Below are 24,388 nucleotides of genomic sequence, written 5' to 3'. Positions count from 1 at the left end.
ACCGTAATACCGCCTTTTGAGTTCTTAGGGCTTACCGCTGGAAGCAGCTGGGTTTTGTGGCTACCCGAGAGAATTACTGGTTGGCAGGCGCCCGGCCTGATGGTCCCACGAACAGATAGAGTGACTGCCGGCGGCCATCTTCGACCCGGTGCAACGAGACCGACGGTGCTGTCGGGTCGTTCGTTTGCATGGAAACGACTTCACCGGCCGGCTTCCCGTCGCGCTCCCGGGCACTGGTTTCTTGTGTCCAGTCGGGACCAAGGCACTGGGCCAACAGGTTGGAGGCTTCCCTGAACCGGTCCTCTGCCACGGATTGGTCAGGAGCACCGACCGTGCAAGTATAGGCCGCATCACCATTGCCCCAGGCCCAGATTTCGCAGTGGCCTTTGATCAACTGCTCTTTTGCGCGGTACAGCGTAACCATATTGAAGCTGGACCCGGTGCCCCGGTAGTTCTCAAAACCTGTGTCGTAATCCTGAACGATGGACTGCAGGGTTGCACAGGGGTTCTCCGTACCGCTTTTGACGGGGCCGATATTGCTGCAGCCGGACAGTAAGGAGACGGAGGTTGCGAGGACGAGTGTAGAGCAGCGGTTCAGAATCATCGTTGGTGTCTTCTCCGGATAGGGGCCAAGCACCTATTTGAGCCCAACGGGCACAGGGATGCAATGCCGGGGCTATGTTCGCAGGCTTCAGTGGCGTGCGGTGTGCCGGTAATCTGTGGGTGATTTTCCCATCACTTTCTTGAACAGGCGCGAGAAATAGTAGGCGTCGTCATAACCCAGCTGGCGGCTGATGTCGGCGAAGCTCTGGCTGGTGGTGTCCAGCAGCTCGCAGGCTCGTTCTACTTTCAGATGGAGGAAGTGCTGGATGGGTGAGGTCCCTGTTTGTTCCCGGTATCGGGTTGCAAAATGCGCGGGTGATAACCCGGAGAGCTCTGCCAGCTGGTTCAGGGTGAGCCGTTCTTCCAGATGTTCCCGCATAAAATGGTGTAACGAATCCAGCTCGGCTTGCCGCGCCTGTCCGGTTTCATCCGCGTTAATGGGGACAGCGGCGAGTAATTGCCTTAGCCGGTTGCTGGCGTGGATCAGGCCGCGCGCCCGAAACCCGGTCTGTCGGACTGAGAGCAGGCCATTGAAATCCACCAGCAGGCGGGGCCGCCTTCCCAGATGTCGAATGCGGGTGGTGTCGTCAAACCCCATGTGCTGCCCGAAGGCTTCAGCCAGCGGGCCGGTGTAGTGAACCCAGTGGATGCTCCAGGGGTTGTCCGGGTCGGCGGTGTACCGGTGGCTGGCCCCGGCCGGAAGGAGCAGAAGATCCCCGGCTTCCACGGTATAGGGTGTGCCAGCCACGTTCAGGAAAGCCTTGCCGTCGGTGCAATAGATCAAAAGATTATCACGGTGGTGTTCCCTATGCATGTGATGGCCTGTCGCCCGCCGGTAGTGACCAAAGGCAAGAGGGTAGAGCTCCCGGGTGAGTGGATGTGCCGCCAAAAGCCGCACAATAGGCTCTGGCACCACATAACGGGCACTGTCTGTGGGTACCGGCCACTGAGAGGTCTGTGCCGCTGGTTTCCTGAGATCTTGTTCAGCCATCGAAAGATAATCCATCATGGGCGAAATTTAGTCAATCACGCCCCAGGAATCTGCGTGCTAGTCTTTCTTCAGATCATCGTCATGCCCGCTTGCCAAGAAGGGGCAGGGCATTCCCGGATAACAACAAACAGGGACCATTATCATGAAGAAAGTACCTCAGTTTATTGCTGGTGAATTTGTTCAGAGCCAGACCCAGAACTGGATCGACGTGACCAACCCCGCCACCAACGAAGTCATTGCCCAGGTGCCGTGTGCCACAGCCGATGAAATGCGCCAGGCCATCGACAATGCGGGCGAGGTGTTCAAAAGCTGGAAAGAAACCCCGGTGTCTGAGCGGGCAAGGGTGATGCTGCGTTATCAGGCGCTGCTCAAAGAACACCACGATGAGATCGCCGAGATTCTCTCTCAGGAAACCGGAAAGACGTTTGATGACGCCAAGGGTGATGTCTGGCGGGGCATTGAGGTGGTTGAGCATGCTGCTAACGTGGCGTCCCTGATGATGGGCGAAACCGTGGAAAATGTGGCCCGTGAAGTAGACACTCACTCCTGGATTCAGCCGCTGGGCGTCTGTGCCGGGATCACGCCGTTCAACTTCCCGGCCATGATTCCGCTCTGGATGTTCCCCATGGCGATTGCCTGCGGTAATACCTTCATTCTGAAGCCCTCTGAGCAGGACCCACTGACACCCACCCGCCTGGCGGAGTTGTTTGAACAGGCTGGTGCGCCCAAAGGGGTGTTGCAGGTGGTCCACGGCGCCAAAGAGCAAGTAGATACCCTGTTGACCGACCCGGCCATCAAGGCGATTTCCTTTGTGGGCTCGGTGCCGGTAGGGCAGTACATATATGAAACAGGCACCCGCAATATGAAGCGTGTGCAGAGCTTTGCCGGGGCCAAGAACCACATGGTCATCATGCCGGATGCCGATAAGCAACAGGTGATTAACGCTCTGGTGGGGGCGTCGGTAGGAGCCGCAGGCCAGCGTTGCATGGCTATCTCGGTTGCCGTCTTCGTGGGCGCGGCGCAAGAGTGGATTCCGGAGCTGAAAGACGCCATGGCCAAGGTGCGCCCGGGTGCCTGGAACGATGCCGGCGCCAGTTACGGCCCGGTGATCAGTGGCAAGGCCAAAGACCGCATCGAATCCCTGATCGCCACCGGTGAAGCCCAGGGCGCCAGGCTGCTGCTGGATGGCCGTGGTTGCACCGTCGATGGGCTGCCGGAAGGCAACTGGGTAGGGCCAACCCTGTTCAGTGAAGTCACGCCGGAGATGGACATCTACAAGGAAGAAATTTTTGGCCCGGTGCTGTCCTGCGTCAACGTGGATAGCCTTGGCGATGCCATCGAGCTAATCAACGACAGCCCCTTCGGTAACGGTACGTCGATCTTTACCAACCATGGTGGCGCCGCCCGTCGTTTCCAGCACGAGATTGATGTGGGCCAGGTGGGTGTGAACATCCCCATTCCGGTGCCCCTGCCGTTCTTCTCCTTCACGGGCTGGAAAGGTTCTTTCTATGGCGATCAGCACGCCTATGGCAAGCAGGCCGTGCGCTTCTACACCGAGACTAAAACGGTCACATCCCGCTGGTTCTCCAGTGAAGCGACCTCTTCGGAGGCCAATTTCTCGATTCAGTTGCGTTGATGAATTGTCGGTGAGGTGTTGGGCCGGATCTGTTCCGGCCCCTTTTTCCCGCTTGAACAATGGGAACCCAACCGGACTCAACAAGGAGCTGAACGATGGATTTTAACCTGACTGAAGACCAGCAGGCGTTCCGGGATGCTGCCCGGGCCTTTGCTGAGAAGTCCATGGCCCCCCATGCGGCCCAGTGGGATGCCGAACATATCTTCCCGGTGGACGTGATGAAAGAGGCCGGAGCCATGGGATTCATGGGGATATATACCCCGGAAGCTCTGGGTGGAATGGGGTTGTCACGGCTGGATACCTCGGTGATCGTTGAGGAACTGGCGGCGGCCTGCCCGTCCACCGCGGCCTTTATCACCATCCACAACATGGCAACCTGGATGGTTGCGAGCTTTGCGTCTGATGACCTACGCCAGGAAATTGTGCCCAAGCTGGCCAGCGGTGAGTGGCTGGCCTCCTACTGCCTGACGGAACCCGGAGCGGGCTCCGATGCGGCCAGCCTCAGAACCCGGGCGGTTCGGGAAGGCGACAGTTATGTCATCAATGGCAGCAAAATGTTTATTTCCGGCGCCGGTGCCACCGATGTTCTCGTGCTGATGGCCCGAACCGGTGACGCCGACAGCGGCGCGAAGGGCATCTCCACCTTTGTGGTACCCGCCAACGCGGAAGGTGTCTCTTACGGCAAGAATGAGGAAAAAATGGGGTGGCATAGCCAGCCTACACGGCTGGTGACCCTGGAAGACGTTCGCGTACCCGCCAGTAACCGGGTGGGAAACGAAGGCGATGGTTTTACGATTGCCATGAAAGGCCTTGATGGCGGACGCCTTAACATTGCTACCTGCTCTCTGGGGGGCGCTCAGGCGGCGTTACTCCGGGCCCGAAATTACATGCACGAGCGCCAGCAGTTCGGTAAACCGTTAGCGGCGTTTCAGGCGCTCCAGTTCAAGCTGGCGGATATGGCCACGAACCTGGTAGCAGCCCGTCAGATGGTGCGTCTGGGTGCCTTCAAGCTGGACGGGGGTGACCCCGAAGCCACACTGCACTGTGCCATGGCTAAACGATTCGCGACCGATGCCTGTTTTGACGTGGCCAACGAAGCGCTGCAGCTTCATGGCGGCTATGGTTACATCCGTGAGTACCCATTGGAGCGGTATCTCCGGGATCTTCGGGTACACCAGATTCTGGAAGGCACCAACGAAATCATGCGACTGATTATTGCGCGCCGGTTACTGGACGACGGCGTTGCCGAAGCCATTCAGTAACCGGGCGAACAACAGAAGGAATTCGTGATGAGTGAACTGATTCAACTGGAAAAGCGTGGTCACATTGCCATCCTGACCATTGCCAACCCACCGGCCAACACCTGGACCGCGGACTCGCTGGCGGCCCTCAAAGTGACCGTGGAAGAACTGAACGAAGACCGCGAGATTTTCGCTCTGGTGGTGACCGGGCAGGGAGAGAAGTTTTTCTCGGCCGGCGCAGACCTGAAAACCTTTGCTGATGGCGATCGCGCCCGGGCCAATGAGATGGCCCAGCGGTTTGGCGAAGCCTTTGCCGCGCTGACGGCATTTCGGGGCGTGTCCATCGCTGCGATTAACGGCTATGCCATGGGGGGCGGCCTTGAGTGCGCGCTGTCCTGTGACATCCGCATCGCGGAAGAGCACGCCCAGATGGCCCTGCCAGAGGCCAGCGTTGGCCTGCTGCCGTGTGCGGGGGGAACCCAGAACCTGCCCTGGCTGGTCGGCGAAGGCTGGGCCAAGCGCATGATCCTGTGTGGTGAGCGGGTTAATGCTGCCAAAGCGCTGCAGATTGGCCTGGTGGAAGAGGTGGTTGCTTCCGGAGCGGGCCTGGAAACCGCGTTGAAGCTGGCAGAAGGGGCCTGCAAACAAAGCCCGTCGTCCATTGCCCGCTGTAAGCAACTGGTGATGAGTGCGCGGGATGGCCGCAGCCACAGTGACGGCTGGCGAATGGAGCGGGAACTGTTTGTTGAACTGTTCCACACCGAAGACCAGAAAGAAGGCGTGAATGCGTTTCTTGATAAGCGTAAGCCAGAATGGAAAAACCGATAACCCGGGTCTGCTATGAGTGATCAACCGATAGTTTTTGAAGAGTGGACAACCGGCGGTGGTGAACGGATTGCCGTGGCTCGACTGAACACGCCACGGAACCTGAACTCCCTGTCGATGGATATGATCAGCCTGCTCCGACCCCAGCTCACACGCTGGGCGGACGACCCAGCGGTTCGGGCGGTCTGGCTGGAAGCGGAAGGTGACAAAGCCTTCTGTGCCGGGGGAGATATTGTCTCCCTGTACCGTGCCATGACGGAACCCGGCAAGGTGGGGGAAGGGGAGCGCTTCTTCAACGAAGAGTATGCGCTGGATTACCTGATCCACACCTACCCAAAGCCGATTGTCTGTTGGGGTAACGGCATCGTGATGGGCGGGGGCATTGGCCTGATGGTGGGCGCTTCGCACCGGGTGGTGACCGAGCACTCGAAACTGGCCATGCCGGAGGTGAGTATTGGCTTGTATCCGGATATTGGTGCGGGTTGGTTCCTGAACCGGATGCCGATGCGCACCGGCCTGTTCCTTGGCCTGACCGGTGCCCGTATGAACGGAGCCGATGCCCTGTTTGTGAACATGGCCGACCGGTTTGTCTCCCATGGATTGAAGGGCCAGGTGGTCGAAACGCTGAAAGCCGCCGATTGGCAGCGAGCGGATGCGCACGCCGTGGTCAGTGCCGTGCTGAGGCAGTTTGAGCAGCAAAGCCGGGATGCCATGCCCGAATCGCCCCTGCGGGCCCATTACGACGATATCCAGCTGGCTACGGATGGCGATAGTTTGCCCCAGGTGGTCGCTCAGTTGGTCGAACTGGGGGCGCGGGAAGACTGGTTGGGTAAATCGGTGAGAGGGCTGAAAGCCGCCTCCCCGACGTCCCTGGCCCTGATGTGGCGCCACTACCATCGAAGCCGGTTGCATAGCCTGGAGACCGTGCTCGATCACGAATTGGTGATGTCGCACCACTGCCTGAAGAAAGGTGAATTTGCCGAAGGCATACGGGCATTGCTGATTGATAAGGACATGCAACCCCGTTGGCGCTATGCCTCACTCAACGCGGTGGACGACGCCTGGATTGACGGTTTTTTCAGCCCGTAGGCGCTCTGCATGCGGCGATAACCAGTACAACAACAAGGAGAAGCAACATGGCGAACATTACCTTTATCGGCCTGGGCAACATGGGCGCGCCAATGGCGGCCAACCTGCTCAAGGCCGGCCACGAAGTCACCGTGTTTGATCTGTCTGAAAGTGCCGTCGAGGCGCTGGTGGCCGAGGGCGCCCGCACGGCGGACTCTGGCAAGGCAGCGGCAGAAGGCGCGGAGTGTGTTATCACCATGCTGCCAGCCGGTAAGCATGTGGAAGCGGTGTATCTGAGCGATGATGGTCTGCTGGCGTCGCTGCCGGCCGGTACGCTGGTGATTGATTCGTCCACCATTGCGCCGGAGACTTCCCGTAACGTTGCCGAACAGGCCGCAGCCCGTGGGCTGGCCTTTATTGATGCACCAGTCTCCGGCGGGGTCGGCGGTGCCAAAGCGGGCACACTGACGTTTATCTGCGGCGGAGAGGCTGACACCTTCGAGAAAGCCAGGCCGATCCTGGAGGGTATGGGCAAGAACATCTTCCATGCCGGGCCCCACGGTGCCGGACAGGTGGCCAAGATCTGCAACAACATGCTCCTGGCCATCCTGATGGCTGGCACCAGCGAGGCTCTGGCCCTTGGCGCCAGTAACGGTCTTGATCCGGCGGTGCTGTCTGAAATCATGAAGCAGAGTTCTGGCGGCAACTGGGCGCTGAACGTATACAACCCATGGCCTGGCGTGATGGAAGGCGTACCGGCTTCCCGCGATTATCAGGGCGGTTTTCTGGTGAACCTGATGGCAAAGGATCTGGGGCTGGCTTTTGATAACGCGGTGACGAATCAGGCGTCCATTCCCATGGGGTCTCTGGCCAGGAACCTGTTCCAGCTGCACGCTGGACAGGGCCATGGCGAGCTGGACTTTTCCAGCATTCTCCGGCTCTACAAACCGGAATAAAACAGAAAGGGCGACGCTAGGGGCGCCCTTTCTTTTTAGCCTAAAGTTTACCTTTACGTAAAGTGAAGCGTGTGATAAATCTGTTTAAATCTTGTGCAACCAACAACGACAACAAATGGAGTGTACGATGAGCCTACCGCAATACCATGACGTGTATAGCCGCTTTGATGCTGCCGCACTGGAAGCGGACATTCTGGACGGGCGCCTGGATACCGGCCTGAACGTATGCCATGAAATCTGTGACAAATGGGCCGCCGATCCCCAGAAAGTCGCGCTCTATTACGAAACCGTTGACGGTGGCGACGGCGTGCTCACGTTTGCCGAGCTCAAGGCAGCTTCTGCCCGTTTTGCCAACTACCTTAAAACCCTTGGTGTATCCAAGGGCGACCGAGTGGCGGGCCTGCTGCCCCGGGGCCCTGAGTTACTGATAGTGATTGCCGGCACTCTTCGGCTGGGGGCGGTTTACCAGCCGTTGTTCACCGCGTTTGGTTCCGGGGCGATTGAGTATCGTCTGGAAAAGGCCGGCACCAGACTGGTGGTGACCGATCCGGATAACTACCCCAAGCTGCTGGACGTAAAAGGTTGTCCGCCGGTGTTGTGCGTGAATGCGGCGGCCACGGGCGCCGATGTGGCGGACTTCCAGCAGGCACTGAACCAGCAATCGGACCAGTGTGAGCCGGTGATGATTACCGGCAGCGATCCCTTCCTGCAGATGTTCACGTCTGGCACTGTTGGCAAGGCCAAAGGGGTGGCGGTGCCCGCCAAGGCTCTGCTGGCGTTTTATGTGTACATGAGATATGCCATCGAGCTGCGTGATGATGATGTGTTCTGGAACGTGGCAGACCCGGGCTGGGCTTACGGCCTTTACTACGCGGTAACGGGCCCCTTGCTGATGGGCCACGCTACCCATTTCAACCCGAACCCGTTCACTCCCGAATCCACCTACGACATGATCCGCAAGTACAAAATCACCAACCTCGCAGCCGCGCCCACCGCTTATCGATTGCTGAAGGCCCACGATCAGGTGTTGCCGGAAGGCGAGAATCTGGGGCTTCGGGTGTGCAGTAGTGCCGGTGAGCCGTTGAACCCGGAAGTGGTGAACTGGATAGCCCGCCGGCACTTCTGCCCGGTCAAAGACCATTACGGGCAGACCGAAACCGGTATGACCTGTTGCAATTTCCATGGCCTGGAGCACCCCATTCGCCAGGGCTCCATGGGCTATTCCTCCCCCGGCCATCGAGTGGTGGCTTTGAACGAGAAGCATGAAGAAGTGGGTGAAGGCGAAGTCGGCCAACTGGCGGTGGATATCAGTGCCTCGCCGCTGTTTCATTTCGATGGTTACACCTGGGGTGAAAAGGACCCGTTCGTGAACGGTTACTACCTGACCGGCGATATGGTGATCTGCCATGGCGATGGCGGGTACTCCTTCAGTGGCCGGGACGATGACATCATCACCACGGCGGGCTATCGCGTGGGGCCGGCTGATGTGGAAAGTACATTGCTGGAACACGCCGCTGTGGCTGAATCGGGTGTGGTGGCCAAACCGGATGAAAAGCGGGGCGCCATTATCAAGGCCTACGTGGTCATCAAGGCAGGCCAGGAACCGGCAGACGATCTGGCTCTCAAGGAAGAATTGCAGGACCTGGTTCGCCGCCGCCTGTCTACCCATGCGTTTCCGAGGGAAATAGAATTTGTTGAAGAGCTGCCGAAAACCCCGAGCGGCAAGATTCAGCGATTCATCCTTCGAAACCGGGCGCAGGATGAGGTAACGGCATGAAGGTCACCTTCGAGGAACTGAAGTTCTTCCTCGAGGAGCAATTCCCCCAGGGTGCCGCATATGGCGCCCTGGAGGCGCTCGGGGAGGGCTGGGCTGAAATGACGCTGGCGGTGGAGGACGATCACCTTCGGCCCGGCGGCACGGTTTCCGGCCCGGCCATGATGGCTCTGGCAGACGTGACGATGTACGCGGCGCTGCTCAGCCGCATTGGTCTGGTGCCTCTGGCGGTCACCACCAATCTCAATATCAACTTCCTGCGCAAGCCGGTTGCCCACGCACCGATACGGGCGCGCGCCACGCTGTTGAAAGTAGGGCGAACCATGGGCGTGGGGGAAGTGTTCGTCTACTCCGACGGCATGGAAGACCCGGTGGCCCACTCCACGATGACCTATTCTATTCCGCCCGAGAAATATCAGAATTAAAGCTTGACGTTTACGTGCACGTAAATCTAATCTGTGTAGTAGTTGATAAATACAACAATAACAAAAGGTGAAGTGGCTCATGAGTGAACAGTACGTTCTCGAGACCCGTAACCTGGTCAAAGAGTTCAAGGGGTTTGTCGCCGTTAACGACGTCAATCTCCAGATCCGTCAGGGCGATATTCATGCCCTGATTGGCCCCAACGGTGCCGGTAAGACCACCGTGTTCAACCTGCTGACCAAGTTTCTCATTCCCACCCGCGGCCAGATTCTCTACCGCGGAGAGGACATCACCCCCCTGAAATCCGCCGCTATTGCCCGCAAAGGCATTGTCCGTTCGTTCCAGATCTCCGCCGTGTTTCCCCACATGACTGCGCTGGAGAACATCCGGGTGGCTCTGCAAACTGCGGAAGGTTCTTCCTACAGCTTCTGGAAATCCGGCCATTCCCTGCACAAACTTAACGAGCGTTGTATGGAGTTGCTGGAGTCTGTGGGCCTGGCTGAATTTGCCAATACCACGACGGTGGAGCTGGCCTATGGTCGCAAACGGGCTCTGGAACTGGCCACTACCCTGGCTATGGAGCCTCAGTTGCTGTTGCTGGACGAACCTACTCAGGGCATGGGCTCTGAAGATGTAGACCGCGTGGTGGCACTGGTACGCAAGGCCGCTCAGGGGCGCACGGTGCTGATGGTGGAGCATAACCTGAGCGTGGTCAGCAAGCTGTGCGACCGTATTACCGTGCTGGCCCAGGGGGCGGTGCTTACCGAAGGGGATTACCAGACCGTCTCTGCAGACCCGAGGGTTCGCGAGGTATACATGGGCAGCGACGGCAGCGGTGAGCGGGGCGCCCAGGCTCCGAACCAGGAAAACGTGGAGGCGGCCCAATGAGTTCAAATCCAGACCGTGAATACGAACAGCTGCGCATGTCGGGGCTGCATGCCTTTTACGGTGAATCCCACATACTGCATGGTATTGACCTGGTGGTGCACCGCGGTGAACTGGTCACTCTGCTAGGCCGTAACGGGGCAGGGCGAAGCACTACCCTGAAGGCGATCATGAACATGGTGGGCCGACGCACCGGCTCGATCATGATCAACGGCGAAGAAACCATGCAATGCGCGCCACATCACATTGCCAGGTTGGGTGTCGGGTATTGCCCCGAGCATCGGGGCATTTTTTCCTCGCTCAGCGTTCAGGAAAACCTGACCCTGCCGCCGGTGGTGCGCAGTGGCGGGATGAGCCTGGAAGAAATCTACACCATGTTCCCCAACCTCTACGAACGCCGTTTCAGCCAGGGCACCAAGCTTTCCGGCGGTGAGCAACAGATGCTTGCTATGGCCCGCATTCTGCGTACCGGGGCCAACATGCTGTTACTGGACGAGATCACCGAAGGCCTGGCCCCGGTGATAGTCGAAAAACTGGGAGAAGTCCTCGTCGCTCTGAAAAACAAGGGCCTGACGATCATCCTGGTGGAGCAGAATTTCCACTTTGCCGCGCCGTTGGCCGACCGACATTACGTGGTTGAGCATGGCCAGATTGTGGAAGAAATCAGCGCCAACGAACTGAGTGCCAAGCAGTCGGTGCTGGATAGCTATTTGGGGGTTTGACCTCGGATAGAGCGAAAGCAACAAAAGCAACAATAACCCGAACCAACGCAAGACAGTCGCGGAGAAACAACAATGACAATGATGAAAAAGCTTCTGACCTCAGCCGTTGCATCAGCCCTGATGGCCACCGGGGCCCAGGCGGCCATTTCGGACAACACCGTCAAAATCGGTTACCTGGCGGATATGTCCGGCACCTACCGGGACCTTGCCGGGCCCAATGGCCTGGCGGCCCTCGAAATGGCCATTAAGGACTTTGGCGGGAAAGTGAATGGCGCGAAGATTGAGGTGGTCAGTGCTGACGACCGTAACAGCCCGGATACGTCTTCCAGCACCGTCCGCCGTTGGGTGGAGAACGACAAAGTCGACCTGGTGGCTGGCTTGGTGGCTTCATCCGTTTCCATTGCTGTGAGCAAGATTCTGGAAGAGAACGACCGCCTTGGGATTGTCTCGGGTTCGGCGGCGTCCAGTATTACCAATGAGCACTGCACGCCCAACCACATTCACTATGTCTACGATACCTATCCGCTGGCCAACGGTACCGCCAGTGCGGTGGTGAAAGAAGGGGGCAAGTCCTGGTACCTGCTGACCGCCGACTACGCGTTTGGTCACGCCCTTGAAGGCGATGTCACCCGGGTGGTTGAAGCCAACGGCGGTGAGATTGTTGGCAGCGTGCGCCATCCGTTCCCAACTCAGGATTTCTCATCGTTCATCCTGCAGGCACAGGCGTCTGGTGCGGATGTGGTTGGCCTTGCCAACGCAGGCGCAGACACCACCAATGCGATCACCACCGCCAGTGAATTTGGCGTTACCCAGTCAGGCCAGACTCTGGCCGCCCTGTTGCTGTTCCTGACCGATGTGCACGCTCTGGGGGCGGAAACCGCTCAGGGCATTCAACTGACCACCGGTTGGTACTGGGACATGAATGAAGAAACCCGAGAGTGGTCGGACCGATTTATGAAAGAAACCGGTGTGCGGCCCACCATGGTCCATGCGGGTATCTACTCCAGCACCCTTCAGTACCTGAATGCGGTTGCGGCCACCGGCTCCGATGATGCTCAAACGGTTCGCAAGCAGATGATGGAGACACCCATCAACGACATGTTTGCCAAAAACGGCCGGATCCGTGAGGACGGCCGCATGGTGCACGACATGTTCCTGGCGGAAGTGAAAACACCGGCTGAGTCCAGGGATGAGTGGGATCTGTACAAAATCCTGCGGACCATTCCGGCGGACGAAGCCTACCGCCCGCTGTCTGAGAGCAAGTGCAAGCTGGTGAATAACTAAGCGATGCGGAATCCCCGGTGCCCGGTCTGAAAGCGCGACCGGCGCCGGGCGCCCCGCCAGGACGAATACCCAAACAAAAACAACGTCTGCGCTGCTTGTGGAGTTTGCAACATGACCATGATTTTCGGCGTCCCCCTTGCTGTGCTGTCTGGCCAGCTTTTGATCGGGATTATCAACGGTGCCTTTTACGCCCTGCTAAGCCTCGGCCTTGCGGTCATCTTCGGTCTGCTAAAGATCATCAACTTTGCCCATGGCGCCATGTACATGCTCGGTGCACTGGTCACCGTGGTTCTGTTTGACCTGCTGGGTGTCAATTACTGGGTGGCCCTGTTTGTGGCCCCGGTACTGGTTGGTGCTTTCGGCATTCTCATCGAATACTTCCTGCTCCGGCGCATTGCCGGGCAAGATCATATCTACAGTCTGCTGCTTACCTTTGGAGTTGCGCTGATCATCCAGGGCGTACTCACCAACATCTACGGCGTGTCCGGGCTTCGCTACTCGATGCCGGACCTGTTCAAAGGCGGTATCAATCTGGGCTTTATGTTTCTGCCCTACTACCGGGCCTGGGTGATCGTGGTGGCCCTGCTGGTGTGCTTTGGCACCTGGTTCATCATTGAGAAAACCAAACTGGGCTCCTATCTGAGGGCCGGCACGGAAGATTCACAACTGATGCAGGGCTTCGGTATCAACGTGCCGTTGCTGGTCAGCCTGACTTACGGTTTCGGGGTAATGCTGGCGGCGTTTGCCGGGGTGCTGGCCGCGCCCATCTATTCGGTGACCCCGGTGATGGGCTCCAACATCCTTATTGTGGTGTTTGCAGTAGTGGTTATCGGGGGTATGGGCTCCATCGGCGGGGCCATTATCACCGGTATTCTGATGGGCATCATCGAAGGCCTGACCAAAACCTTTTACCCACCTGCATCCTCTGCGGTTATTTTCCTGGTGATGGTGGTGGTGCTGATGATCCGCCCTGCGGGCCTGTTCGGTAAGGAGGCATAATCATGAACCAGACATTCAATCCTGCCAGCATCCATCAGGCCATTGTTGAGCAACAGAAGGCTCAGGATCGCAAAAAGATGATCGTGAATGGTGTGTTGCTGTTGCTTCTGATGGCGGCGCCGTTCGTGATGTACCCGGTCTTCCTGATGAAAATTCTGTGCTTCGCGTTGTTCGCGGTGGCTTTCAACCTGTTGTTCGGGTTTACCGGCCTGCTGTCGTTCGGCCACGCCGCGTTTCTGGCCAGCGGGGGCTACACCACCGGTTATCTGCTCAGCAACTTCTCAGGCCTGACCACGGAACTGGGCATTCTTGCCGGTACCGCAACCGCAACGGCGATGGGGCTGGTCTTTGCACTGTTGTCTATTCGCCGACAAGGGATCTACTTCGCCATGGTGACCCTGGCCCTGGCTCAACTGGTGTTCTTTTTCTTCGTGCAGTCGGAATTCACGGGTGGCGAAGACGGCATGCATGGCATCCCGAGAGGCGAACTGTTTGGCCTGATCAATCTCGAAGACAACCTGAATATGTACTACTTCGTGCTGGCCGTGTTCATTGCCTGTTATCTGCTGGTGCAGCGGATTGTCAGCAGCCCTTATGGTCAGATCCTCAAGGCCATCAAGCAGAACGAGCCCCGGGCGGTGTCGCTGGGGTACAACGTGGATCGATACAAAATCCTGGCCTTTGTCATCTCCGCAGCGCTGGCGGGATTGGCGGGCTCGATGAAATCGGTGGTGTTCCAGCTCGCCTCCCTGAACGATGCCCATTGGCACATGTCGGGCGAAGTAATCCTGATGACCCTGGTAGGGGGCATGGGCACATTGCTGGGCCCCGTGGTGGGCGCCACCTTTGTGGTGAACGTGGAATACCAGCTCTCCCAGGGCCCCCTGCGAGACTGGGTAGACCCGATCCTCGGTGGCATCTTCGTGCTGACGGTACTGGCATTCCGTAGCGGGATTGTCGGGGAGTTGCAGAAGTTCATGCGCAAAAATCTGGGCTGAGTTAGCGGGGCGATAGCCCCCAGTCCTGCTCTGCGAGGGCTTGCGCAATGGTGCTGTAGCCCTGTTCACTCGGGTGGTACCCATCCCGGGCGAGCAGGGCCGGGTTTTCGACGGTAGGGTAGGTGAGGTAACGAAAGTCGGCAGGAGCGCTTGCCGCTAACGCCTGATACACCCTGTCCAGCTGGCGCGCCCGCCACCCCATCATCTGCCGAAGCGGAGCGGGCAACGCGGTGAATTTCTCCATCGGCGGAACGCTCAACAGAGTAATCGGCGCGCTGTACCGGGTGGCCGTGGCAGCCCTCAACGCCTTCAGAGATCGCCGAAAGCGAAAGCGGGGCGTGAACCCGGTGGTATCGTTTACCCCCATACTGAGCAACACCGCATCGGCTTCCGGCAACTCGGTGGAGGCCAGTTTCCGGAGCAGGTCCCCCAGCCGAATCCCGTTCACCCCAATCGTATGCCAGGAAATGGCCAGCCCGGTGCGCTGGTGCAGATTCAGCGCTAACTGACTGGCCAACCCCTGGGCGTGGCTCTCCACGCCTACCCCGGCCGCAGTAGACTCACCAAGCACCAGCAACCGGAAAGCCGGGCTGCCCTCGCCATACTGACCCGAACACGCTCCGCTTGCCTCCGGCAAACGCGGCGTTACCCGGCGGGCACGCTTGCCCTGATAAAGCAAAACCGGAAACAGCAGGGCAGTGGTCAGCCAGAAGGGCGCGTGCATGAAAGATCCTCTTGAATGTAGGAGAGCCCATGATAGTGCAGCAAATGCCCATGCCAAGCCAGCCTGACACCGCGTTCGGCCCGGAGTTATACGAACGCGTTCGCAAAACTCCGGGAAACCAGGCGGAAATGTTGCTAACGTTCTGATAAGTTTGAAAAGGAATAGAAGGCAGGGCGGAGTTATACGCCCGGGTTTTAGGGCAGGGGTAGCTCAAACAAGGGCGTATAACTCCGGCGGTAGCCGTGGTTTATTTTGTAACTTGTTGATTTTTTAATTTAAATTGATTGGTTTTTGAGCTGGATTTTTTGGAATTATACGAATGGGTGTTATACGAACGCGTTCGTATAATTAGCTGTTATTGCCGGGGCGTCGGTCATTTTTGGGTTGCGTTGTGCCGAGGCCTTGGTGGCGTAAGTGGTTGCCAGGCCGGGAAGGTTAGCTAAGCACCAAGGCCGTTAAAGGTCGTCTCGTATTTGGCAGCCCCAGCGAATGCGGGCGTTGGTAGTATCGGGTGGTATTTCCGTTGTGGGGCCGTCCGCCGAGAACTCATCCGGGATTTTGGGCGCTGAGCTCTGGTTCATTCGCCGCTTTGTTTTGCGGTGTTTTATATCAAGGTGCATCGGCTTGTGTCGGTGTATTTTCGCTCAGTAGGCCGTCACGGTCAGTGCCAGGGATTAGGCCTTATCAAAACCTCGCACTAACCAGTCGCCGCAGTACGCGGCCGATGGCCGCCGGACGCCCCTGTCGGGCCGCCGCTGGGCTCAGCGTTAGCACCAGAGAATCATGATTCAAAAGTATGTCACTAGCATTCAGGGCGGGACTCTAAAAACTGCGGATACGCCTGAGTACGAGGTTTCGTACCGAGACAACGCCGAATTGGTGACGTTGGTAAAGCAGTTGTTGGCACAAGGGTACGCGTTTGTAGATGCTCCGAGTGGGTGGCCCCCAGCAGCCGTGCTTCAACAGCTTCAGGAGCAAGGGGATATGGATTTCTCATTTACGGCCGTAACTTGGTTGGGGCCGGGTAACTATCGCACTTATCAAGTCCCTGAGTGCTAACCAGTTATTCAAGTTCGTGCCCGGCCTGTCGGCCGTCCACCGGACGCCCTGGTCGGGCGCCGCTTAATATTGGCGTTATTGCCGGGGCCTCCGTCATTTTGGGGTTGCGTTGTGCCCAGGCCTTGGTGGCGTAAGTGGGTGCCAGGCCCGCGCGGTTGGCTAAGCACCAAGGCCGTTAAAGGTCGCCTCGTATTTGGCAGCCCCAGCAAATGCTGGCGCTGGTAGTATTGGTGGATTTCCCCGTCGTGGGGCCGTCCGCCGGAAACTCATCCGTTTTTTTTGCCGCTGAGTTGTGGTTCGTTCGCCGCTTGGTTTTGCGGTGGTTTTAATCAAGGTGCATCGGCGTATGTCGGTGTGTTTTGCTCAGTAGGCCGTCATGGTCAGTGCCAGGGATTTGGCGTCATCAAAACCTCGCACTAACCAGTCGCCGCAGTACGCGGCCGGTGGCCGCCGGACGCCCCTATCGGGCCGCCGCTGGGCTCAGCGTTATTGGTCCTGGCCTTTTTCATTTTTGGCTGGGTTAGTGCCAAGGCCTTGGCATCGGGTTTGGTAGCCAAGCCGCTTATGTAGGTGATGGCCAAGGCCGGAAAAGTGGCTGTCGGGGTTGGGTGCCAAGCTCATCCGCAGCATGGTTATTCACGGCGTGCCCCCGTTGCGGGGCCGTTTGGTTTAAACGGTAATCGGGCTGGCACTGTTTGTGCTCTGGTTCCTTTCGCCATCCGTCGGGTTGGTGCAAGCTGTTTGGGAGAGGGCATGCAGCGTTGGTTGCCAGGGGCGATCTTGGTGGTGACCGGCCACTAACCAGCCGGTCAACCGGACGCCAAAAGCTGGCAGCTTTTGGTTCCCTCCGCTGCGCTCCGGCGCCGGTTACCTCAGCGTTATGCGGAGTTTTTCGGGAACAAAGGGGTAGGGCAATGGAGTGTGAAATGTTGCCGCCATGGCTGAAATATCCTGAGATTCCTCCGGGGTCAATCGGCTGGCGAATGGGTCCAGGCGAAGACTATTGGTATAGTTTTGTGGATTGGTTTGGTCGTCTTAGTGGCGGAGAGAGGGAGCTGTACCAACGGCGTTACCCGAAGCCAGAAGGTTGGGATGTGTTTTGGCCATATATTCCTAATAAGTTGGCAGCTTATTTCTATAAAAATGCATAACAAATCAATCAAGTACGTTACGGCCCGAAGGGCCTCCACCGGACGCCCCTATTGGGCCGCCGCTTATTTTTGGCGTTATGCAATGGCCATAGTATGAAGCACTACATCCCGTTAGAGATGAGATACCTGATTTTTTCAATTGGCGCAGGCTGGTTGATGCTCAACTTTCTGTCGCGGCAGGAAGTTCGATATTTGGCAGATTATCAGGAGCTTTTGACCAACAAGATGGCCGCAGTTGTGGCTGTGCTCTTATGTGTAGTTGCATTTATGGCATCCGATGCTGCTTGGAAGAGAAGAAGCCGTAACGATGGTGCAGGCGGTTATGATGGGGCGGATTATGATAAAACTAAACATTCTGTTGACCTGGACGCTACAGGTGATTCCGGCGGCGGCGACTGAATAATGCATAACCATACGGTCAACCGGACGCCAAAAGCGTACCGCTTTTGGTTCCCTCCGCTGGCGCTCCGGCGCCGGTTACCTCAGCGTTATTGGTCCTGGCCTTCTTCATTTTGGCTGGCTTAGTGCAAAGGCCTTGGCACCGGTTTTGGTTGCAAAGCCGCTTGTGTTGGTGATGGCCAAGGCCGGAAAGGTTGTTGTCGGAGTTAGTTGCCAACATCATCGGTAGCATGGTTATTCATGGCCTGCCCCAGTCGCGGGGCCGTCCAGTTCAAATGGTAATCGGGTTGGTGCGGTTTGAGTTCTGGTTCCTTTCGCCATCCGTCTGGTTGGTGCAAGGTGTTCGGGAGAGGGCATGCAGCATTGAGTGCCAAGGCAGCCTTGGTGGTGACCGGCCACTAACCAGGCGGTCAACCGGACGCCAAAAGCGTACCGCTTTTGGTTCCCTCCGCTGCGCTCCGGCGCCGGTTACCTCAGCGTTATGCGTATTTGGAGTCCTATGGATTACACAGACTTTGAGAAATCTCTGATTGCCATTTTCTACAGGCTCCTCCCTATCAAGGGTGACATTTCGGTATCAAAAATCGATTTTCAGAACGGTAGGAGTTACCTAGTTGGGGTTGGGATGTTAGGTGACGAGAGCGATCCCATCAAAGTAGTTTTCTCAATACCCAGAAAGGGAGGGGAGTCCTACTTCATTATCTGTGATGGTGATGGCAGTGAACTCAGCAGAGAAATAGCGGGGCTGCAAAAGCACAACGAAGAGATCGCTCGCTTGTTTTTGCATCACACGATTCCAACCGAAAATGCGTACGTTAAAAATGCTGGCTGGTCAGGCTATTTGATCAGTCTCCCTAACGTAGCCTGGACAGATTTCCCGCGTTCAGCAAATCTTCAAGAAAGAGAGGTGAAATTTTGGTTGGCAATGCCGATTTCCGATGCTGATCGCCAGATCAAAATTGAACTTGGAGTTGATGCGCTAATGGAAAAATACCAAAACGAAGGCCGCCAACTTTTTACCTTCAACCGGCCCGCATAACCAGTGGGTGAAGCTGACCGGTACTACGCTGCGCTCCGTATCGGCAGCTTACCCAGGGCGTTAGGCAGTACTAAGTAATGAGATCCGTATGAAAAATAATGTAATTGAGCAGCTATCTGTAAGTAGAACAGCTTTGATGGAAATCTTGATAGTTGGTTTTCTTATTGGTGTCTGCGCTAGCGTTACTGGAGCGCTTGCATATGAAGGCCTAAAAGAGCATTCCGCATGGCTCTACATTGGGTTAGTGTCTCTTTTGGTTATCTGTATATTTTTTCTTTCAAAGAAATTTACTCGTTCAGGAAAAGCTAAGATTTCGGTGGAAGGGTTCATAATCCATTTAAAAGAAGAAAACCAAATCCAAAGAGTTCCTAGATACCAATTTTCTGAGGAAATTAGCAGGTTTTTAGGTTCAGCATTTAATGAAAATGAGGCGTTAAAACGCCAGTGGGATAAAGAGCCTCTTTTACATATTTTTAGCCAGAAAAAGGGGGAGTCCTCAGAGGCATCATTAAAGCTGATTCGAGAGGCCTCGGAATATTATATTATCGAAACATTGTCCACCCATCTTACCGATTATTTCAATCAAGAAAATTATGATAATTCCGAACTAAAAGAACTGTCGCGAGAAGATGTACCAACGATCCTGTTAAATAATAGGTTTATGGAGCTTTTCTCTGCCCCCATGGAAAACCGTTCCGTATTTGATAGTGAAGATCATGTAGGAGTCGCTGGCGGTGAAGTAGTTATGTCTATGGGGCCAAACGGAGCTTTTTATTCTCGATTTGATTTGGTTCTCCCTAAAGGTGCAAAAGTTACAAGGGAGAACGGCGCAATCGTGATAGATACCTCAAAATTCAAGCTATCGATATCAATTCGTTTTAATGGAACTGGTTACAATACCCCGATAAATTTTGAAAAATACTATTTGGGTCTTGAATCATTTAAAAAATATCGTGTATTCGGAGTTGAATTTAGAGCCGAAGTTGAATTCAAACTTTTCTCATCTCTTAGAAAGTCAAATTGGGATTATCATGCTTGGCTTGATAGCTATTTTGAAACTATTGAGCGTGAATTGTCAGGAGAATATTATTTCCGAAAAATCAACTGGGAAACTGTTACCACAATGATCCAGTGTGGGCAAAAAATGCCTAACAAGCAAAAGCAGGCGGACGCATAAATGCGCCGCTGTTTTGGGCGTTAAATGTAGAGGGAGGCTGGGATGAATCCGTTGAAGAAGGCCAAGCGCAATGCCAAGAGAAGCTTTGCTACCAAAACTGGTATCCCTACAACCAAGTCGGGTAGAAAAAGAAAGACCGAAGCAATTCAAGGCCAAGCTATCTTTTGGGTTATTGTTGTAGCACTGATTATATATTTTGTATCTGGAGATTCAGATGCGGCGCTTATTGGTACAACTGCGCAGAACGTAGGTACTCAGTAAAAATTTAACAAGGCAATCAAATCCGTTCCGGCCTGCGGCCTCCACCGGACGCCCTTGTCCGGGCGCCGTTTATTGCTGGCGTTATTGCCGGGGCCTCGGTCATTTTGGGGTTGCGTTGTGCCGAGGCCTTGGTGGCGTAAGTGGGTGCCAGGCCCGCGCGGTTGGCTAACGTATGCAGCGCCTCGTATTTGGCAGCCCCAGCGAATGCTGGCGTTGGTAGTATTGGATGGTATTTCCGTTGTGGGGCCGTCCGCCGGAAACTCATCCGTTTTTTTTGCCGCTGAGTTGTGGTTCGTTCGCCGCTTGGTTTTGCGGTGGTTTTAATCAAGGTGCATCGGCGTATGTCGGTGTGTTTTGCTCAGTAGGCCGTCATGGTCAGTGCCAGGGATTTGGCGTCATCAAAACCTCGCACTAACCAGTCGCCGCAGTACGCGGCCGGTGGCCGCCGGACGCCCCTATCGGGCCGCCGCTGGGCTCAGCGTTATGTTTGAGAGGAATATGGCTGGCAACCGTTTCAAGGATAGAAGAATCCTACCAATGGTCCGCAACCCAAGCCGCCAATTAAGGTTTAAGCGGGCAAACTGGGTAAGGCTTCGAAAAAGTGAAGTGCGGAGCATAATCTTAATGGCCAACCGACGAGAAAATCACAGCTGGCCAGGAGCTGTCAGTAACCATTGGCGGCAAAAAAGAAGAGATGCGGTACTTTTCTACGAGCGCCATCACGGCCAGGTGCCAGCTCTCCTGTATCGCTGGAAGATTTCAGACAGGAAGGAATTGCACCAGTCTGAAGAGTGGAAGAGATGGATGCGTCAAAAAACATAACAAGTCACTGTTGCCGGACAATTTTTCCGCCGCGTCGCGGCTCCAATATTGCCGCAAAGTTTCGGCGTTAGGAAGTAAAATATGAAGAGAGTTGTTTTTGCGATTTCGTTGAGCATTGCCTTAATTGGTTGCGGAGTAAACGAGGAAGAGTACCTCAAGCACCATGAGGAAGGAGTAGAAGCGTCAAAAAGTCTTAATCAGGAACAGTGCCTTTCCAGCGCCATCGAAAAAGTCAGCGGTTGTTCCTCGATTGAGTGCTCTGTGAACACAAACGGTTACCTCCGTGGGTGTTTAAGCAATGCCGAAAAAATACCGAAAATCTGCGAGGGCGTCCCTGAAGACGAGGGGGCTTTTGAAAATGAACAGTGGAGAGCTGAAAAGTGCAATGAAGCTGGAGTCGATCCGGCGCGCTGCGACATTCTGTTCAGCACCCTACAGAAAGAGTGCAGCTGATATCCTAACCAGTCGCTCAAGTTTGTTCCGGCCTACGGCCTCCACCGGACGCCCTTGTCAGGGCGCCGCTTAGCTTGGCGTTAAATCTACAGGCAGGGAGGCCCAATGGGTCGCAGATATCGAAGGAAAAATGATCTCGTATCAGTAGTGTTCGAGATGGTCCAAGTTGCGGCCCGCCTTCCTTGGTGGAGCGCCTTGCTTCTCGGTACTCTGTTATATCTACTAATTGCTGTCGGCCTTGGTGGCTATTTAGAGACGCAGCTTGCCGCGCAAGAGGGTAGTCGTCTTTACCCGATGATCGAAGCCCGCTATGGCCGATTCATTCGGCTGTCCGCCTGGGTGGGTAATGCCTGTTTTCTGGTGGGTCTATTTTTTGCGTTTCGCAATTACTTTTTCGGTGCGAATGCGCAACGGAAGGAGAAGAGTGGTGTCAGCTTTATAGCCAAAATTTTGGGGCGCAGCATTGACTGAGAGATTTAACCAAACGGTCAACCGGACGCCAAAAGCGTGCCGCTTTTGGTTCCCTCCGCTGCGCTCCGGCGCCGGTTACCAGTAGCGTTAGCACCCAAGAGGCATATGGACATATACAAGAAAATCCAGAAAGCTCGCGGCAGTTGTATCGCCGGAATTAAAGAGTCAAAGGTGAGATCTGTGGAAGCAGCCGCCGAGCTATTTGGCCTTTCGAATGAAAGTGGCATCTACGAAGAGATCGGACGCGCCGAGGCTATAGAGGTTCTTAGGAACGTTCTCCATAAAGACATGGCTTATAGCGTAAAAATCATGTCGTCCGAAAAGGCTAAAAACTTGGCAGCGGAGTTCGTATGCAATTTCGGAGATGAGGCCAAATTCTATACCAATGGTGAATATGGCAAACCTCGAAAAAACCCAAATTTTGGGCCATCTTGGTCACCGGCTACAGAAGCAACTTTCGATACTGGTGTAATTGTAATAAACAAAGAAGTGGTTGGTTGTGCTTGGTTTGCAGACGAAGACTAGTGCTAACAAATCAAAGCACTCGGACATGGTAAAGCTGTCACCTTTTTTGTTCCAAAAAAGCCGCCAACTTCACCATGCCGGTGTTTGAGGCGTTATACCCAAGGTCAAACAAGGAGTTTTTATGGAACTGAAGGATTTTGTTCGTGAAACTTTGACTCAAATTGCACAAGGTATTCAGGAATCACTTGAGCCCGTAAGAGAAGCTGGAGGTTACTCGAATCCCGCCATTCGGACACAACCTAAGACCACGGATAGCTCTCATTTTGCAAGTATGGGGGCCGGGCGCAATGTATTCTTAGTCGATTTCGACGTTGCTGTGAGCGTCAGTGAAGAGGCCGGAAGTAACGCAGAGGCAAAGCTAAAGGTTGCCAGCTTTCTCTCGCTGGGGGCTGGTGGCGATTCAAGCAAGCAGAGTTCTGCTACCAACCGTATCTCTTTCAAAGTCCCTTTGGCTTTGCCGGTAGATCCAATAACCGAAGAAGAGTTGAAGACGCGTGAGGCCGAGGCGGCCAAAAAAAGCCGTGAGCGGCTCCAGCGTGTGGGCCGTCGAACTAGTTCTTGGACATGATAAATGTATAACAAAGCCATCAAGGTTGTTCCGGGCCGATGGCCCTCCACCGGACGCCCTTGTCAGGGCGCCGCTTATGGCTGGCGTTGAGGCTGTAGAAAAACCCCGAAATCTTTCGGAGTTTTGATAGGATCAGGCAAACGGACAAGGAGTGGTCAGATGCCCCGCTTCAAGCATTATAACTACGACCAGGATGCCATGGTCGTGATTAACTACCAGGAACAGCTCCAGCCCGGCACCTTTGAACACGCGGTGCACTACCTGATCGAGCACAAGCTGGATCTGTCGGTGTTTCACCCCAAGTACCGCAACGAAGACACCGGCCGGCTGGCCTATGATCCTGCTATCCTCCTGAAGATCATCCTGTTCGCCTACTCCAAGGGCATCACCTCCAGTCGCGAGATGCAGTGGTGCTGCGAGACCAACATCATCTTCAAGGCGCTGTCCTGCGACACGGTTCCGCATTTCACCACCCTGGCCAAGTTCGTCAGCAGTCACTCGGATGAGATCGAAGAACTGTTCGAGCAGGTGCTGCTGGTCTGCCACGAACAAGGCCTATTGGGTAACGAGCTCTTCGCCATCGACGGCTGCAAGATGTCATCGAATGCGGCCAAAGAATGGTCCGGTACCTTCAAGGAACTGGACGAGAAGCGCACCAAGCTGAGACGCCTGGTTCGCCATCACCTCAAAGCCCATTACGAGCGGGACGAGGCAGAAACCGAAGCTGAACTGGACCGGGACATCCGACGAGCCAAGACCATCCTGTCTCTGGATGAGGCCGCGAAGAAAGTGGACCGCTTCCTAAAGACGAACCGCCCAAGGATGGGCCGGGGGAAACGGAACAAGGAAGTGAAGAGCAACCTCACCGATAACGAAAGCGCCAAGATGAGCACCAGCAAGGGCACGATCCAGGGCTATAGCGGCGTGGCCACGGTGGACAGGAAACACCAGATCATCATCGATGCCCAGGCCTTTGGCGAAGGCCAGGAACACCACACCCTGCAACCGGTTCTGGAGAGTGTCGAAGCCCGGTTCAGGAAACTGGGTATCGCCGACAACATCTACGAGCAAGGCGCCATCGTTACGGCCGACACCGGCTTCGCCAACGAAGCCAACATGAAATACCTGCACGAACGGCAGATCAATGGCTACGTGCCGGACAACAAATTCCGCAGCCGTGACCCGAAGTTCCAGAACCAGAAAGACAAGTATGGCAAACGCCATCAGAGCCAGACCAGCACGGGCTGGAAAGAGATCATTCCGGCCAGTGAATTCCAGTTCGATCCGGTGAAACTGACCTGTATCTGCCCAGCGGGCCAAAGCCTGAAATTCGA

Annotated in this window: 24 protein-coding genes; 21 read left to right on the top strand and 3 right to left on the bottom strand. The window is 55.8% G+C overall.

From position 1 onward, the window contains the following. Nucleotides 1-73: 73 nt before the first annotated feature. Nucleotides 74-604 (bottom strand): hypothetical protein, encoded by a 531-nt coding sequence (locus tag K325_RS0100325; protein ID WP_029652267.1) that lies wholly within the window; start codon nucleotides 602-604, stop codon nucleotides 74-76. A gap of 87 nt (nucleotides 605-691) precedes the next feature. Then, the gene (locus K325_RS0100320; protein WP_084694135.1) at nucleotides 692-1,612 is read right to left on the bottom strand and encodes an AraC family transcriptional regulator; all 921 of its coding nucleotides are present in this window, start codon (nucleotides 1,610-1,612) and stop codon (nucleotides 692-694) included. Nucleotides 1,613-1,736: 124 nt separating this feature from the next. On the opposite strand from K325_RS0100320, the gene K325_RS0100315 reads away from it, so the two are divergent. The 12 genes from K325_RS0100315 to K325_RS0100260 all read left to right on the top strand — a co-directional run bounded on the left by K325_RS0100315 (nucleotide 1,737) and on the right by K325_RS0100260 (nucleotide 14,405). Next, nucleotides 1,737-3,230: a CoA-acylating methylmalonate-semialdehyde dehydrogenase gene (locus K325_RS0100315; RefSeq protein WP_029652265.1), complete on the top strand. Its 1,494-nt coding sequence runs from the start codon at nucleotides 1,737-1,739 to the stop codon at nucleotides 3,228-3,230. A 95-nt stretch (nucleotides 3,231-3,325) separates the two neighbouring features. Then, on the top strand, nucleotides 3,326-4,492 hold the full coding sequence (locus K325_RS0100310) for an acyl-CoA dehydrogenase family protein (protein ID WP_029652264.1): 1,167 nt from the start codon (nucleotides 3,326-3,328) through the stop codon (nucleotides 4,490-4,492). Between the two features lie 27 nt (nucleotides 4,493-4,519). After that, on the top strand, nucleotides 4,520-5,299 hold the full coding sequence (locus tag K325_RS0100305; RefSeq protein WP_029652263.1) for an enoyl-CoA hydratase: 780 nt from the start codon (nucleotides 4,520-4,522) through the stop codon (nucleotides 5,297-5,299). Nucleotides 5,300-5,311: 12 nt separating this feature from the next. Continuing rightward, nucleotides 5,312-6,385, top strand: coding sequence for an enoyl-CoA hydratase/isomerase family protein (locus K325_RS0100300; protein WP_029652262.1), 1,074 nt, complete (start codon nucleotides 5,312-5,314; stop codon nucleotides 6,383-6,385). Nucleotides 6,386-6,432: 47 nt separating this feature from the next. Next, complete coding sequence (mmsB, locus tag K325_RS0100295; protein ID WP_029652261.1) at nucleotides 6,433-7,320, top strand: 3-hydroxyisobutyrate dehydrogenase; 888 nt, start codon at nucleotides 6,433-6,435, stop codon at nucleotides 7,318-7,320. Between the two features lie 127 nt (nucleotides 7,321-7,447). Further along, the gene (locus K325_RS0100290; protein WP_029652260.1) at nucleotides 7,448-9,097 is read left to right on the top strand and encodes an AMP-binding protein; all 1,650 of its coding nucleotides are present in this window, start codon (nucleotides 7,448-7,450) and stop codon (nucleotides 9,095-9,097) included. Further along, entirely contained in the window at nucleotides 9,094-9,519 is a 426-nt protein-coding gene (locus K325_RS0100285; RefSeq protein WP_029652259.1) for a PaaI family thioesterase, read from the top strand. Before K325_RS0100290 ends, K325_RS0100285 begins: the two co-directional genes overlap by 4 nt. Before the next feature lie 79 nt (nucleotides 9,520-9,598). Further along, complete coding sequence (locus tag K325_RS0100280; RefSeq protein WP_029652258.1) at nucleotides 9,599-10,405, top strand: ABC transporter ATP-binding protein; 807 nt, start codon at nucleotides 9,599-9,601, stop codon at nucleotides 10,403-10,405. Further along, nucleotides 10,402-11,124, top strand: coding sequence for an ABC transporter ATP-binding protein (locus K325_RS0100275; RefSeq protein WP_029652257.1), 723 nt, complete (start codon nucleotides 10,402-10,404; stop codon nucleotides 11,122-11,124). Before K325_RS0100280 ends, K325_RS0100275 begins: the two co-directional genes overlap by 4 nt. A gap of 72 nt (nucleotides 11,125-11,196) precedes the next feature. Continuing rightward, nucleotides 11,197-12,408 (top strand): ABC transporter substrate-binding protein, encoded by a 1,212-nt coding sequence (locus tag K325_RS0100270; protein WP_029652256.1) that lies wholly within the window; start codon nucleotides 11,197-11,199, stop codon nucleotides 12,406-12,408. A gap of 111 nt (nucleotides 12,409-12,519) precedes the next feature. Next, nucleotides 12,520-13,407 (top strand): branched-chain amino acid ABC transporter permease, encoded by an 888-nt coding sequence (locus K325_RS0100265; protein ID WP_029652255.1) that lies wholly within the window; start codon nucleotides 12,520-12,522, stop codon nucleotides 13,405-13,407. Between the two features lie 2 nt (nucleotides 13,408-13,409). Continuing rightward, a complete protein-coding gene (locus K325_RS0100260; RefSeq protein ID WP_029652254.1) occupies nucleotides 13,410-14,405 on the top strand; it encodes a branched-chain amino acid ABC transporter permease in 996 nt (331 codons plus the stop codon). 1 nt (nucleotide 14,406) lies between these two features. Here K325_RS0100260 and K325_RS0100255 read toward each other — a convergent pair whose 3' ends face one another. Then, nucleotides 14,407-15,129 (bottom strand): SGNH/GDSL hydrolase family protein, encoded by a 723-nt coding sequence (locus tag K325_RS0100255; protein WP_029652253.1) that lies wholly within the window; start codon nucleotides 15,127-15,129, stop codon nucleotides 14,407-14,409. Nucleotides 15,130-17,432: 2,303 nt separating this feature from the next. Here K325_RS0100255 and K325_RS0100240 point away from each other — a divergent pair. From K325_RS0100240 to K325_RS0100195, 9 genes are all read left to right on the top strand, one after another. Then, on the top strand, nucleotides 17,433-17,738 hold the full coding sequence (locus tag K325_RS0100240) for a hypothetical protein (protein ID WP_029652251.1): 306 nt from the start codon (nucleotides 17,433-17,435) through the stop codon (nucleotides 17,736-17,738). 499 nt (nucleotides 17,739-18,237) lie between these two features. After that, nucleotides 18,238-18,777 carry a hypothetical protein gene (locus tag K325_RS0100230; protein WP_029652249.1) on the top strand — a complete coding sequence of 180 codons (540 nt, stop codon included), beginning with the start codon at nucleotides 18,238-18,240 and terminating at the stop codon, nucleotides 18,775-18,777. Between the two features lie 88 nt (nucleotides 18,778-18,865). After that, the gene (locus tag K325_RS0100225) at nucleotides 18,866-19,954 is read left to right on the top strand and encodes a hypothetical protein (RefSeq protein ID WP_029652248.1); all 1,089 of its coding nucleotides are present in this window, start codon (nucleotides 18,866-18,868) and stop codon (nucleotides 19,952-19,954) included. Nucleotides 19,955-19,996: 42 nt separating this feature from the next. After that, complete coding sequence (locus tag K325_RS0100220; RefSeq protein WP_029652247.1) at nucleotides 19,997-20,215, top strand: hypothetical protein; 219 nt, start codon at nucleotides 19,997-19,999, stop codon at nucleotides 20,213-20,215. A 903-nt stretch (nucleotides 20,216-21,118) separates the two neighbouring features. Then, entirely contained in the window at nucleotides 21,119-21,490 is a 372-nt protein-coding gene (locus K325_RS0100215; RefSeq protein ID WP_029652246.1) for a hypothetical protein, read from the top strand. A 105-nt stretch (nucleotides 21,491-21,595) separates the two neighbouring features. After that, nucleotides 21,596-21,961, top strand: a complete 366-nt coding sequence (locus tag K325_RS0100210; RefSeq protein WP_036192776.1) for a hypothetical protein — start codon at nucleotides 21,596-21,598, stop codon at nucleotides 21,959-21,961. A gap of 105 nt (nucleotides 21,962-22,066) precedes the next feature. After that, nucleotides 22,067-22,486 carry a hypothetical protein gene (locus tag K325_RS0100205; RefSeq protein ID WP_029652244.1) on the top strand — a complete coding sequence of 140 codons (420 nt, stop codon included), beginning with the start codon at nucleotides 22,067-22,069 and terminating at the stop codon, nucleotides 22,484-22,486. Between the two features lie 121 nt (nucleotides 22,487-22,607). Beyond that, nucleotides 22,608-23,054 (top strand): hypothetical protein, encoded by a 447-nt coding sequence (locus tag K325_RS0100200; RefSeq protein ID WP_029652243.1) that lies wholly within the window; start codon nucleotides 22,608-22,610, stop codon nucleotides 23,052-23,054. 159 nt (nucleotides 23,055-23,213) lie between these two features. Then, on the top strand, nucleotides 23,214-24,388 hold a 1,175-nt coding region (locus tag K325_RS0100195; protein ID WP_036192774.1), incomplete at its 3' end, for a transposase.

It is taken from the genome of Marinobacter daepoensis DSM 16072 (assembly GCF_000421165.1).
Classification (GTDB): domain Bacteria; phylum Pseudomonadota; class Gammaproteobacteria; order Pseudomonadales; family Oleiphilaceae; genus Marinobacter; species Marinobacter daepoensis.
Note: the sequence above shows the minus strand (reverse complement) of the source record. Positions and strands in the feature narration are given on the sequence as shown.